Here is a 12,266-nt window from a genome sequence, read left to right as displayed (position 1 = left end):
ACGGAAGGCTTACTTCTTGAGGAAGCCGCCGAACTTGCCGTTGAAGCGCGACACGCGACCGCCACGGTCCATCAGCTGGGCGTTGCCGCCGGTCCAGGCCGGGTGCGAGGTCGGGTCGATATCCAGGTTCAGAGTGTCACCTTCTTTGCCGTAGGTCGAACGGGTCTGATAGGTGGTGCCATCGGTCATCACGACAGTGATGAAGTGGTAATCCGGATGGGTGTCGGCTTTCATCGTGTTAATTCCGTCTCTGCGCGACGACGATTCCGACCGTCACTGCGCTTAAATTTGAGAATCCCACCGCGTCTGACGGTGGGAGCGAGGTCGGGCGTTTACACCGAGGGGCTTTACGGGGCAAGAGCTAGCGCATGACTCATACCGATGCGCGTCAAGAATATCAGGCCCAAGGCCGCCCTGGCGCAGGGGCACAGCTTGCAGAACAGATGTCCGAAGCCTCAGGCAAACGCGAGCGCAGCAAAAATGTGCGCGCGCTGGGTCGGCTGCTGCCCTATCTGGCGCGGCACAAGGGGCATGCGGCCCTGTCTGCGCTGTTCCTTGTCTTTTCGACCGTCGCCTCGCTGGCGCTGACCGCGACGGCGCGTGGTGCAATCGACCGTGGTTTCGATCAGGGCGGTGCGCAACTGAATTTCTGGTTCAGCCTGCTGGCGGTGAATGCGGTGGTGCTGGGGCTGGTTACGGCGCTCAGGTACTATTTCGTCACCAAAACCGGCGAGCGTGTGATCGCAGATCTGCGTCAGGGCCTGTTCGGGCGCATTCTGACGCTGGACCCGGTTTTCTTTGCCCATATCCGTACGGGCGAGGTGCTGTCCCGACTGACGACCGATATCCAGCTGGTCGATACCCTGCTGACGACTTCGGTCAGCTATGCGCTGCGTAACTTCCTGACGCTCATCGGGGCGACCATTCTTCTGTTCTTCGTCAGCCCGAAGCTGACGGGTCTGGTGCTGTTGATCGTTCCGGTCCTGATTGTGCCGCTGTTTGTCTTCGGTCGTCAGGTGCGCAAGCTGACCGTCCGCTCCCAGGACCGTTTTGCCGGTGCCGTGGGCTTTGCCGGTGAAAGCGTGGACGCCCTGGAAACTGTTCAGGCCTTTGGCCGCGAAAAGAGCGCGACGGCCCGTTTTGCCGAGGCGGTAGAAGACGCGTTTGCGGCTTCGCTCCTGCGCATGCGCGCCCGTGCGGTCATGACGGCGATGATCATCACCGTGATGTTCGGCGGTGTGTCACTGGTGCTTTGGCTGGGGGCTCAGGACGTGGTGGCGGGCAATATGACGCCTGGGTCGCTGTTGCAGTTCGTGCTTCTGTCGGTGTTCGCCGCCGGTGCGGTGGGGGCTCTGGGTGAAAGCTGGGGCGATGTGCAGAAAGCCGCGGGGGCTATGGAGCGTATCGACGAGCTGATGCGTGCCGAGGCTTCCATCGCCGCACCGCAGGTGCCTTTGGCCCTGCCTTCTCCGCCGCGTGGCGAAATCTCCATGTCGGGTGTGGACTTTGCCTATCCGGGCCGGCCTGATCTGACGGCGCTGAAGGGCTTCAGCCTGACGGTGCGCCCGGGCGAGACGGTGGCTCTGGTGGGCCCTTCCGGTGCGGGCAAGTCTACCGTCTTCCGGCTGCTGCTGCGCTTCTATGATCCGCAGGCAGGCGTGGTGACGGTCGATGGCGTGGACGTGCGCAATGCCGATCCTGTCGAGGTGCGCAGCCGCTATGCGTGGGTTTCGCAGGAAGCGCCGCTGTTCTCGGGCTCGCCGCTGGAAAACATCCGCTTCGGTCGTGCCGATGCTTCGCTGGACGATGCCCGCAATGCGGCGCGCGAAGCGCAGGCGCTGGGCTTTATCGAGGCGCTGCCACAGGGTTTTGAAACACCGCTTGGCGAGCGAGCCAAGAGCCTGTCCGGTGGCCAGCGCCAACGTCTGGCGATTGCCCGTGCGTTGGTGCGCGATGCGCCGATCCTGCTACTGGACGAAGCGACCAGTGCACTGGATGCCGAGAACGAGCGACTGGTGCAGGCGGCACTGGATCAGGCAATGGAGGCGCGGACCACATTGGTTATCGCCCACCGTCTGGCCACCGTCCTGCGGGCCGACCGCATTGTGGTGATCGACAGCGGTCAGGTGGTGGAGGAGGGCACCCATGCCCAGCTCATCGCCAAGGGCGGCCTGTATGCCCGTCTGGCCAAGCTTCAATTCCAGGCGGACTGAGAGGCTCGCGCCTGTACGGCTATGGCGGGAAAGTCGCTGAATACGGCATCGACGCCCAGGGCGTAGAGTGCCCGGATATAGCCATCCAGATCGCCGTGGGCGGCAGCCGTGTCGCCCCGGCGTCTCTCTGCGGGAAGGAAATGGTTCTCGGCCCGCAAGGTCCAGAGAACCACCTCCAGACCTGCGGCATGGGCATCGGTAACGAGGGAGGTCGGCGCCATGCTGTGGCCGGCATTGTCCCACGGCACCACCATGCGCGTGTTGACACCGATCATCCCCGCGTAACGGGCAATGTCCGCTAGCCCTTGTGGTGTGGCCATATCGGCATAGGTGATGTCGGGGCGGTCTATGGGGCCTCCTGCAGTGTCCATAAGCTGGAGCAGCAGGGCGTTTGTTCTGCCGGCAAGCCGTTGCAATGGCCCGACCTCGAAACATTGCACGATCAGTTCGCGCCCGGCCTGTGCCAGTTCCAGACGGTGTATTTCGCGTAAGAAGGCGGCCTCGATATCCAACCCCGCGGCGGCAAGGTGCGAGGGGTGCTTCAACTCGGGGGCAACGCCGATGGACCGGCCTGTGCGTGCCGCACCCGCCCTTGCGATCTCTACCACTTCGGCAAAGGTCAGAATGGTGTCCTGACCGTCAAATCCCGCGGATTGCGGGCGTAGCTCCGGCAGGCGCTCGCGGGCGCGCAGGGACTTCAGCTCTTCCAGAGTAAAGTCTTCGGTGAACCAGCCTTGGACTGTGCGTCCGTCGATGACCTGTTTGCGGCGCCGGTCTGTGAAATGCGGATGGTTGGCGACGTCGGTGGTCTCGCCGATCTCGTTTTCGTGGCGAACCACCAGATGGCCATCACGGCTCATCACCAGATCCGGCTCGATATAGTCGGCCCCCTGATCGATCGCCCGCTCATAGGCGCTGCGCGTATGTTCGGGGCGCTCCCCACTGCATCCGCGATGGGCGATGACGGCAGGCTGTGTCATGGCGGAATTGTGACCCTGGGTTCTCAAAGATAAAATCAAATATTGAGCTTTGCTTTTAAAAGGCAATAAATATCAATATTTTGATTTCTAACGGAAACGTAAGATCACATCTTGTCAAAATCGTGTTTATGTAATGTGACCGCCAGGTTTCGCTGACTTGGCTGTGAAACTCCATCACACTGAATAGCGCGAGCTGTTCGGGAGGACTTTATGAAACGACTCAAACTTCTTGGGGTCAGCGCAGCGGCCGTACTGGCCAGCCTGGCGCTGTCTCCTGCCGCATTGGCCAGCAGTCCGGCGGCGATGCCCGCTGCCGCCGATGCCGGTTTCCAGGTCGCCCCCGTCTATTACAAGCTTCCGAACGGCCTGAAGGTCATCCTGCTGAAGGATGCCCGTGTACCGACCGTCACGGTGGCGGTGCATTATGGCATCGGCTTCCGTATCGAGCCGCAGAATCGCACGGGCTTTGCCCACCTGTTCGAGCACCTGCTGTTCCAGGGCTCGCAGAATGCGCCCAAGGGGGCGTTCATCAATCTGGTCACCAACTCGGGCGGGGCGATGAACGGCTCCACCCGCTTTGACTACACCAACTATTATCAGGTTGTGCCGTCGGGCGCGCTGGAAGCCATGATCTGGGGCGAGGCCGACCGTATGGCCCGTCCGGTGATCAATGAGGAAGTGCTGAAGAACCAGCAGGAAGTCGTTTCCAACGAAGTCCGCGTCAATGTGCTGAACCAGCCCTACGGCGGCTATCCGTGGCTGTGGATGCCGATGGCGGCGAATACCAACTGGTACAACGCGCACAATTTCTATGGTGAGCTGGCAGAAATCCAGGCTGCCTCCGTCGAGGACGCCAAGACCTTCCACGATCGTTTCTATGGTCCGAACAACTCTGTTCTGTTCGTAGGGGGCGACTTTGATGAGGCCCAGACCCGCCGCTGGATCGAGCAGTATTTCGGTGCCATTCCGGCCACGGCCCCGGTGGTGATGCCGGACATCTCCGAACCGCGCCAGACCGAGCCGCGCCGTGTGGTCCACAAGGACGCTCTGGCTCCACGTCCGGCATGGGCCGCTGGCTGGCATGTCCCGGCACGCAATACGCCGGAATGGTACGCGATGGGCCTGATCAACCAGATCATGGCGCAGGGCACGGACAGCCGCCTGTACAACAAACTGGTGCGTGAGAAATCACTGACCAGTGGTGTCAGCGGCAGCATCAATATGCTGGGCAACCAGTTCACCTACAACGGCCCGATGCAGTTCATCGTGAACCTGACCCACGACCCGTCAAAGATCGAAGCCGAGATCACCGCAGCGGTCGATGAGGTGGTGGCCGATCTGCAGAACAATCCGGTTACCGCAGAGGAGCTGCAGCGCGCCAAGACCAAGATCCGCTCCTCGCTGTACAGCAACATCGACAGCGCAACCCGCTTTGGCATTGCCGAAATCCTGTCGTCCTACGCCCTGTTCGATGACAATCCCGCCAAGTTCAACGAGGTCGAGGCCGGTTTCGCCGCCGTCACCCCCGAACTGATCCAGCAAGTCGCCAGGGAATATCTGCGTGACGGCAACCGCACCCTCCTGATCCTTGAACCGGGTGCCGCACAACAAGGGGGTGCAGAGCAATGATGAACCGTCTCAAGTCTTCTGCTGCCGCACTGGGTCTGTCGGTTGCGCTGGCCTCTGTCGTCGCCACGCCCGTGCTGGCCCAGGTTGTTCCCATGCCTGCCGTTGGCCGTCCAAAAGCCGTGGCCATGCCACAGATGGAGGATTTCCAGCTCTCGAACGGCATCAAAGTCACCTTCATTCCTTATGAGGTGGTGCCAAAGGCCATAGTCTATGTCGGTATTCCGACGGGCAGTAATGCCGATGGCGACAAGGCCTGGCTGTCGGACTTCACCGTTTCGCTGATGCGCGAAGGGGCAGGAAATCTGTCCGGTGCCCAACTGTCCGAGGCCTTTGCCGATATGGGCGGGGCGATGAGCTCTGGCGTGGGCAACGATCGTACAAACTTCCAGACGACGGTTCTGTCGGAGCGCGTGACCGATGCGATCGATCTGCTGAGCACGATCGTGCGTCAGCCGACCCTGCCGCAAGAACCGGTGGAGCGTATCCGTCAGGGCATGCTGCGCAGCATCGCCATCGGCAAGAGCCAAGCTTCGGGCCAGCTGTCGGAGGCTTATGCCGCGACCCTGTATCCGAACCACCCCTATGGCGTGGTGTATGCCGACCCGGCGGTCGTAGGCAGCTTTACCGCAGAGGATGCCAAGGCATTCTATGGCGATCACATCGGTCCCAATGGGGTGCAGATCTATGTAGGCGGCACCTTCAACAACGCGGCTACCAAGGCGGCGTTGGAGCGGGCGTTTGGTAGCTGGAGAGGCAATAACCAGCCCGCAGTCGCTCCTGCGACGGCCCCGGTGGCGCGTCGGGTCGTTCTGGTTAACCGCCCCAATGCGGTGCAGTCGACCTTCCGCCTGGCGGTCGATGTGCCTGTACTGGGCTCACCCGATGCGATCAAATACGAGGTGATGGACAGCCTGCTGGGCGGTGCCTTCAACTCGCGTATCACGACCAACATCCGCGAGGACAAGGGCTATGCCTATTCTCCGGGCAGCAGCATCGAGAACATTGATAAAAGGACCTCGCACTGGGTCTATGATGCTGACGTCACGGCGGCCAATACGGGCGATGCACTGAAGGAAATCTTCAGCGAAATCCGTCGTTTGCAATCAGAAGCACCGACAGCAGCCGAAACGACCGGCACCCAGAACTACAATGCCGGCATCTATACTCTGGGTCTGGGCAGCACATCGGGCGCTATCGGCAAGGTGATCTGGGCTGACCGGAACGGCCTGCCGCGCAGCTATCTGGATGCTTTTGTCCCCGCGGCGATGGCCGTGACGGCACAGGACATCCAGCGTGCGGCGCAGGGGCTGGATCTCAGCAAGATGACGCTGGTGGTCGTGGGCGACCTTGAAACGGTCCGTCCGCAGCTCGAAGCCCTGCCCGAGCTTCAGGGTGTGACCTTCGAGGTGTTCCAGCCCTAAGGTCAGGGGAGCCGAAGACAAAAAGGGGCGCTTCCCATATCGGGAAGCGCCCCTGATTTTTGCGGTCCTGTCGGCCTTAGGCGGCTTGCAGAACCTTGCGCAGCTTGGCTTGGATTTCGGGGTTGCCCGCGACAATCGTATTGCCCGACTTGGCGTCACCATCCAGTTCGATGGTGGTGACAACACCGCCAGCCTCGGTCACCAGCAGGATGCCGGCAGCGACGTCCCACGGCTTGAGGTTGCGCTCGAAGAAGGCATCGTAGCGGCCAGCCGCCACCCATGCGAAGTCCAGCGAGGCGGCACCCAGACGGCGGATGCCGGCGACGCGCTGACCTACGGCGTGGATGTCCTTGATCGCCTGGGCGTGGCCGGTCTTGCCGATGAAGGGCAGGCCGGTGGCCACCAGCGATTCCGCCAGATCCTTGCGGCCGGCCAGACGGATGCGGGTGTCGTTCAGATAGCAGCCCTTGCCCTTTTCGGCCCAGAACATCTCGTTCATGACCGGATTATAGGTCACGGCGGCGACGATTTCCGAAGTGCCATCGGGGTGGGTGCGTTGCAGGCCGACCGTGATCGCAAAGTGCGGCATGGCGTGCATGAAGTTGGTGGTGCCGTCGATCGGATCGACGATCCACATGTGGGTCTTGTCGGTGCCTTGCACCAGACCGCGCTCTTCGCCGAGGAAGCTGTAACCCGGACGGGCCTTCATCAGCAGTTCGAAGAGGGTGTCCTCTGCCTTCACATCGGCAGCAGTGACGAAATCGGCAGGGCCCTTGCGAGAGACCTGAAGCTGCGAGACTTCACCGAAGTCGCGGAGCATCGGGCGGGCGGTCTTGCGGACGGCGTCCATCATGACCTGAAGAAGTGCGGAAGCGAGAGCCATTGGTCGATCTCCTGGTCCGTGCATCCTTACAAAAGGGCGAAATCACCCCGGATGGACGGAGAAGTCAAAAGGGGTGCGGACCATCCGCACCCCTGAACTTATTTTCCACCTTTGCAGGAGGAAATCGGCGAATTTTAGTCCGCGCGGCGGACGTATTCACCGGTCGCGGTATCCACGATGATCTTTTCACCGGCCGACATGAACGGCGGGATCATGACGCGGACGCCGTTCGAAGCCATTGCAGGCTTGTACGACGAAGAAGCGGTCTGACCCTTCACGGTCGGCTCGGTCTCGACCACTTCCAGAACGACCTGATCCGGCAGTTCCAGACCGATCGGACGGCCTTCGTGCGACTCGATGATGACCTTCATGCCTTCCGCGAGGTAGGCGATGCGGTCTTCACCGACCCAGGTCTTGGCCAGTTCGGTTTGTTCGTAGGTTTCGTCGTCCATGAAGACGAGGGTGTCGCCGTTGTCGAACAGGTACGAGTAATCGCGCTGTTCGAGGGTCACGCGTTCGACGCGGTCTTCCGAACGGAAGCGCTCGGCCAGCTTGTTGCCGGTTTCCAGGTTCTTGGCTTCCACGTTGGCGAAAGCGCCGCCCTTGCCGGGCTTGACGTGGTTGACCTTGGTGACGACCCACAGACCACCGTTGTGCTGCAGGACCATACCCGGCTTGATGGTATTGGCGTTGATTTTCATGAGGAACCGATCGGGCTCGTTGATGGGCAGGCGGGCGCCGACCGACTGGGGCGCGCCAAATCGAGGCGAGCCGTAGAGGAAAGAGGCAAAAAGGGCAATGGTGCGGCGTCAAACACCGCACACTTTTGCGCCTTTATTTAACGAAGTTCGTTGCCGCAGACACAGGGTCCACATCGGCACTCACGCCTCTGAGACGGCGCGCTTCATAGGCAAAGGCTGCGGCCAGACCGGCAGAGAGCATGGCGGCGCCAATCTGGCTCCAGCGTTTTTGCGGACGCGCCGCCAGCCACCAGGCATTGGCGGTCTGGGCCAGCGCCCACAGGCCCATTGCTGTCACACGTCCTTTTTGGGCGGGGGAGTTCCAGACCCGCAGCGCCGAAAGCGAGTTGGCTGAAAAGACGGCAGGCATCAGCCAGTTACCGGCCTTTACCTCGTTTCTCATCCGCCGCGAGAATGTGCGCGGCGTCTGTTCCGGTGCGATCTCGCGTGCCAGCACGGTCACGGCCAGGGCAAAACCGGCGGTCAGCAGCGCACCCGTGGCCACATGGCCCCAGTCGCGGCTGCCGATATTGAGAAACTCGTCCGCCTTGTCGCGGGCGGTGTCGATCAGGTCTTCAATCTCTTCCATGCAGCCCAAATGAAAGGGCGGCGAGGATGTTCCCCGCCGCCCGAACACTTGTTCGCCATGAAGCGTCAAAAAAGGTCAGTGACCTTCGCCGACGATCTCCTTCATGGCCGACTGCAGATAGTTCTGCGCGCCCATCAGCTCGACCAGTTTCAGCTGGTTCTCGAGGAAGTCGATGTGGTGCTCGGTGTCGGTCAGGATCTGCTGCAGGATTTCGCGGCTGACGTAATCGCGGGCTTCCTCGCACGCGGTCAGGGCGTCGCGGGTGGCGATGCGGCTGTCCATTTCCAGCTTCAGGTCGGCCTGAAGGCACTCAATGGGGTCTTCCCCGACCTTGAGCTTGTGCAGGTCCTGCAGATTCGGCAGGGCATCGAGGAACAGCACCCGCTTGATCAGCATGTCGGCGTGCTTCATCTCGCCGATGGATTCTTTGTAGATGATGTCGCCGAGGTGGGTCAGGCCCCAGCTTTCGAACATGCGGGCATGCAGGAAATACTGGTTGACCGCCGTCAGTTCGTTGGTGAGCACGGCGTTCAGCGTGCGGATGATTGCGGGATCGCCCTTCATGGTCATGCCTTCTTAGCAGTTGGAAGGAATGGCCGCGCAGCGATTTGCCGTGGTGCCATCCTTGTCCGGTCTGCAGACAGAATAACACCGAAAACGGCTAAAAGTTTATTTGAGAATTACTTTCACCACATTGATAATGCGAGCGTTTTTCACTCGCATATACCGCGGTGTCCTATTCGGCAGCCATTGCGAAGGCGGTCTGCGATTCCTGGATCATTTCACGCATTTCGCAGACGCATTTCGCGCACTGGGGCTTGCAGCCCTGCGAGGTGAAAATGTCCTTGGGGCGCGTGGCGCCCGCGTCAATGGCACATTGGACGTCGCGAGCGCGGATGCCGTTACAGTTACAGACGTACAAGGCTTCTGCCCTTGATCGTTGCTGAGAATGGTTCTCCATAGCACGAAAATCCATCTGTGCAACTCATTCGCATTTACGTGCGACATTGGTGCTATGCCGTTGACGTCACGCGCGCTTGAGGGCAGGGCGGGTATATGGCCCGTGAACCGCAAGTCCCGCCCCGTCCTGCTTGTCAGCTGTATCTGATCACGCCGTCGTCGATTGACGATCTGGATGCCTTTGCGCTGCGCCTTGATGCCGCGCTGGGTGCGGGAGAGGTTGCGGCTGTGCAGATACGCCTAAAGCCCGCCAGCGATGACCAGATCAGGGCCGCCGTCGCCAGGCTGAAGCCGGTCTGTCATGCTCATGGCGTGCCGGTTCTGCTGAACGATCGCCCTGATCTGGCGCGGGCGACAGGATGTGACGGCGTCCATGTCGGCCAGGAGGATGCCTCGGTTGCGGATGCCCGCCGTATGCTGGGCGAAAACGCCATGATCGGTGCCACCTGCCATGACAGCCGCCATCTGGCGATGGAGGCATCGGAAGCGAGCGCGGATTACGTGGCCTTCGGGGCCTTCTTCCCCACCGAAACCAAGGAAACCACCCACAGGCCCGAGCTGGAAATCCTGACCATCTGGCAGGAAACGATGGAGACTCCCTGCGTAGCCATCGGCGGCATTACGGTGGAAACCGCAGCCGAGGTGGCCCGAGCGGGGGCCGATTTCATTGCGGTCAGCGGTGGCGTCTGGAACCATCCCGATGGCGAGGCCGCCGCCGTCAGGGCCTTTAGCCAAGCCTTGGCTCAGGCTTTTTGATCCCATAGTTTCAGACCCTATTAAGTCCGCCGGTCCTAGGGTGCGGCTGTCTGAAAGCGTGGCGTGCCGGGGTGGCGCGAGGGGGAGCAATGGGCGTGGGGAATGCGGAGACGCAAAAGGTCCGCAGATCTATTTCTGAACACGCGGCTGCGGCGCGGACCCGCCTCGCCTCGGGTGTAGGTATAACGCGTCTCTATGATCGCCACGCACCGGCCAATCTGAGCTTCTTCCAGCGTCCCTTTGCACTGGTCGCTACGGTCGGTGCGCTATGCCTGCTGGTCGTGATCTCTGTACGCTTCATGGCGGCAGGGCCGGGCATTATTTCGACCTTGTGGGTCACCAGTGGCGTTGCTGTCCTGACGTGGCTGAAGGCGGGGCGCGGCGCGCGCTATGACTGGGCCTTCGGGGCGTTGGTCTTCATGTCGCTGATGGCGGGCGAGTTGATCCTCGGTAACCCACCGCATCGAGCCATTGTTTTTGTGGCGCTCAACATGCTGGAGATTGTGCTGTGCGTGGCCATTCTGCGGCACATCTTCCCCAAGCTGGATGTACACAGCGTTGGCGGACAGATGAAGCTGCTGGCGACGGCGGCATTGGCTGTCATGCCGTCGGCTCTGCTGTGCGGCATACTGCTGAAGCATGGCGCTAGCGACGGCTATCTGGGCGGTGTGCGCATGTGGTGGCTGGGGCGTGGCCTCGGCTTGCTGGTGGTGCTGGCGACGGGCCTGGCATTCCAGCGCTCGGTGATGCTGTTCGCCCATCCGGTCCGGCGGGTGATCGAGGCGGTGCTCGTCTTCGGTGTTCTGGTTTTTGGCGGGGTGATGGTGTTCGGCCCGCCGCAGCTTGATCTGAATTTTGCGCTGCTGCCGATCATGATCCTGATCGCGGTGCGTTTCCGGGTCGCGGGCACGGCGCTGGGCCTTCTCATCATGTCGATGATCGCCATCAAGGGCACGATGGCAGGCTATGGTCCTTTTGTCGGTGCGCCGGTCGATCAGGCCCTCGGCATGATCCAGATCATGGTGTTGCTCGGTTATGGTCCGGCCTTGATCGTGGCGGCCCTGCTGGACGAGCGTGACGGATTGGCTGAACGCGCCCGACTGGGTCGTCAGAAGGCAGAAATGGCCTCCGCCGCCAAATCCCGTCTGCTGGCCAATGTGGCGCACGAGATAAAAAGTCCTGTCGGCGGGATCATCGGTATCGCCGAGATGTGGGCCTCGGGCCACCTGGGCGAGGTGAGCCCCGCCCAGAAGGATATGGCCGAGATGATGGTCCGTACGGGGCGACAGATCGAGGCCCTGTCACACGATCTTCTGGACGTTTCGCAGGCCGAGTCCGGCGCGGTGCGTATCGAGCCGCGTCCAACCGACGTCTCCGGTGCGCTGGCGGATGTGGGCAAGACATTGAGCCTGATGCCGGAAGCCAGGGGCCTTCGTGTCGAAGTCGAGGATATAGAGCCGGGTCTGAAGGTTCTGGCGGATTCCCAGCGATTGGCGCAAGTGCTGTCCAACCTTGGCAGCAATGCTGTGAAATACGGACATGCGGGCGGCTATGTCCGCTTCTCGGCGCGACGGGTTTGCGAGGGGCGTATCCGGCTGGCGGTGGATGACGGTGGTCCCGGCCTGACACCGGAAAAGAAGGCCCAGCTCTTCGAGCCGTTCAACCGTCTGGGGTTGGAGCGTTCTTCGATCGAGGGGCACGGTATCGGTCTGGCTCTTTCCAAGCGTCTGGTGGAACTGCAGGGCGGCGAAATCGGCGTGGATTCCGAGGCCGGCAAGGGGGCGTCGTTCTGGGTGGAACTGCCCGAGGCTTATTGACTTGATAAGAGGCTGACCGAAGTGAGCCTTTGTAGGGGACAGGTTTTGAGACAGTCGAAATACGCGCCATTGGCGACATCGGTGGTTCTGGGGGGCATGCTGGCCTCGCATATGGCCTATGCCCAAACCGCAGGAGCGCAAGTGCAGGCTCCGGCCCAACGTCAGGGGCAGGTTGCACGGCCGGCTACAGCGTCGGGACCAACGGCACAGGAACTGACGCGATCGCTGAACTCGCGACCGCCCGGCGGGGCTCAGGCCCAGCCGCAGCCGCAAAATGG

The 12,266-nt window shown here is 61.6% G+C and carries 13 protein-coding genes; 6 read left to right on the top strand and 7 right to left on the bottom strand.

The features are described 5' to 3' along the window. Nucleotides 1–9 precede the first annotated feature (9 nt). Complete coding sequence (rpmE, locus tag B3H86_RS02420) at nucleotides 10–234, bottom strand: 50S ribosomal protein L31 (RefSeq protein WP_292050974.1); 225 nt, start codon at nucleotides 232–234, stop codon at nucleotides 10–12. Nucleotides 235–368: 134 nt separating this feature from the next. Between rpmE and B3H86_RS02415 the strand changes: the two genes are divergently transcribed. After that, nucleotides 369–2,213 (top strand): ABC transporter transmembrane domain-containing protein, encoded by a 1,845-nt coding sequence (locus B3H86_RS02415; RefSeq protein ID WP_292050973.1) that lies wholly within the window; start codon nucleotides 369–371, stop codon nucleotides 2,211–2,213. Here the strand turns inward: B3H86_RS02415 and B3H86_RS02410 are convergent. Then, nucleotides 2,195–3,193, bottom strand: coding sequence for a glycerophosphodiester phosphodiesterase family protein (locus B3H86_RS02410; protein ID WP_292050972.1), 999 nt, complete (start codon nucleotides 3,191–3,193; stop codon nucleotides 2,195–2,197). The two genes, B3H86_RS02415 and B3H86_RS02410, sit on opposite strands and share 19 nt — an antisense overlap. A gap of 210 nt (nucleotides 3,194–3,403) precedes the next feature. Here B3H86_RS02410 and B3H86_RS02405 point away from each other — a divergent pair, with 210 nt between their 5' ends. Then, nucleotides 3,404–4,822, top strand: coding sequence for a M16 family metallopeptidase (locus B3H86_RS02405; protein WP_292050971.1), 1,419 nt, complete (start codon nucleotides 3,404–3,406; stop codon nucleotides 4,820–4,822). Continuing rightward, nucleotides 4,822–6,243 carry a M16 family metallopeptidase gene (locus B3H86_RS02400; RefSeq protein WP_292050970.1) on the top strand — a complete coding sequence of 474 codons (1,422 nt, stop codon included), beginning with the start codon at nucleotides 4,822–4,824 and terminating at the stop codon, nucleotides 6,241–6,243. Before B3H86_RS02405 ends, B3H86_RS02400 begins: the two co-directional genes overlap by 1 nt. Nucleotides 6,244–6,319: 76 nt before the next feature. Here B3H86_RS02400 and B3H86_RS02395 read toward each other — a convergent pair whose 3' ends face one another. From B3H86_RS02395 to B3H86_RS02375, 5 genes are all read right to left on the bottom strand, one after another. Then, entirely contained in the window at nucleotides 6,320–7,126 is an 807-nt protein-coding gene (locus tag B3H86_RS02395) for an inositol monophosphatase family protein (protein ID WP_292050969.1), read from the bottom strand. A gap of 134 nt (nucleotides 7,127–7,260) precedes the next feature. Next, nucleotides 7,261–7,827, bottom strand: a complete 567-nt coding sequence (gene efp, locus B3H86_RS02390; protein WP_292050968.1) for an elongation factor P — start codon at nucleotides 7,825–7,827, stop codon at nucleotides 7,261–7,263. A gap of 133 nt (nucleotides 7,828–7,960) precedes the next feature. Then, nucleotides 7,961–8,455, bottom strand: a complete 495-nt coding sequence (locus B3H86_RS02385; protein ID WP_292050967.1) for a TspO protein — start codon at nucleotides 8,453–8,455, stop codon at nucleotides 7,961–7,963. A 75-nt stretch (nucleotides 8,456–8,530) separates the two neighbouring features. Beyond that, on the bottom strand, nucleotides 8,531–9,019 hold the full coding sequence (gene bfr, locus B3H86_RS02380; protein WP_292050966.1) for a bacterioferritin: 489 nt from the start codon (nucleotides 9,017–9,019) through the stop codon (nucleotides 8,531–8,533). A 172-nt stretch (nucleotides 9,020–9,191) separates the two neighbouring features. Continuing rightward, nucleotides 9,192–9,377, bottom strand: a complete 186-nt coding sequence (locus tag B3H86_RS02375) for a (2Fe-2S)-binding protein (RefSeq protein WP_292051070.1) — start codon at nucleotides 9,375–9,377, stop codon at nucleotides 9,192–9,194. 134 nt (nucleotides 9,378–9,511) lie between these two features. Between B3H86_RS02375 and thiE the strand changes: the two genes are divergently transcribed. The 3 genes from thiE to B3H86_RS02360 form a co-directional block, all read left to right on the top strand. Beyond that, the gene (gene thiE, locus B3H86_RS02370; RefSeq protein ID WP_292050965.1) at nucleotides 9,512–10,171 is read left to right on the top strand and encodes a thiamine phosphate synthase; all 660 of its coding nucleotides are present in this window, start codon (nucleotides 9,512–9,514) and stop codon (nucleotides 10,169–10,171) included. Nucleotides 10,172–10,260: 89 nt separating this feature from the next. Beyond that, entirely contained in the window at nucleotides 10,261–11,988 is a 1,728-nt protein-coding gene (locus B3H86_RS02365) for an ATP-binding protein (RefSeq protein WP_292050964.1), read from the top strand. A 45-nt stretch (nucleotides 11,989–12,033) separates the two neighbouring features. Next, nucleotides 12,034–12,266, top strand: a 233-nt coding sequence (locus B3H86_RS02360) for a hypothetical protein (RefSeq protein WP_292050963.1), incomplete at its 3' end; no start/stop codon positions are given.

It is taken from the genome of Brevundimonas sp. UBA5866, assembly GCF_002432125.1.
Lineage (GTDB): Bacteria > Pseudomonadota > Alphaproteobacteria > Caulobacterales > Caulobacteraceae > Brevundimonas.
The sequence above is the reverse complement of the archived record's forward strand: the minus strand, read 5'-3'. Positions and strand labels throughout refer to the sequence as shown.

Bases quoted from the DNA above. Each gene is read 5' to 3' on its own strand.
- rpmE (WP_292050974.1), bottom strand. From the start codon at position 234: ATGAAAGCCGACACCCATCCGGATTACCACTTCATCACTGTCGTGATG.
- B3H86_RS02415 (WP_292050973.1), top strand. From the start codon at position 369: ATGACTCATACCGATGCGCGTCAAGAATATCAGGCCCAAGGCCGCCCT.
- B3H86_RS02410 (WP_292050972.1), bottom strand. From the start codon at position 3,193: ATGACACAGCCTGCCGTCATCGCCCATCGCGGATGCAGTGGGGAGCGC.
- B3H86_RS02405 (WP_292050971.1), top strand. From the start codon at position 3,404: ATGAAACGACTCAAACTTCTTGGGGTCAGCGCAGCGGCCGTACTGGCC.
- B3H86_RS02400 (WP_292050970.1), top strand. From the start codon at position 4,822: ATGAACCGTCTCAAGTCTTCTGCTGCCGCACTGGGTCTGTCGGTTGCG.
- B3H86_RS02395 (WP_292050969.1), bottom strand. From the start codon at position 7,126: ATGGCTCTCGCTTCCGCACTTCTTCAGGTCATGATGGACGCCGTCCGC.
- efp (WP_292050968.1), bottom strand. From the start codon at position 7,827: ATGAAAATCAACGCCAATACCATCAAGCCGGGTATGGTCCTGCAGCAC.
- B3H86_RS02385 (WP_292050967.1), bottom strand. From the start codon at position 8,455: ATGGAAGAGATTGAAGACCTGATCGACACCGCCCGCGACAAGGCGGAC.
- bfr (WP_292050966.1), bottom strand. From the start codon at position 9,019: ATGAAGGGCGATCCCGCAATCATCCGCACGCTGAACGCCGTGCTCACC.
- thiE (WP_292050965.1), top strand. From the start codon at position 9,512: ATGGCCCGTGAACCGCAAGTCCCGCCCCGTCCTGCTTGTCAGCTGTAT.
- B3H86_RS02365 (WP_292050964.1), top strand. From the start codon at position 10,261: ATGGGCGTGGGGAATGCGGAGACGCAAAAGGTCCGCAGATCTATTTCT.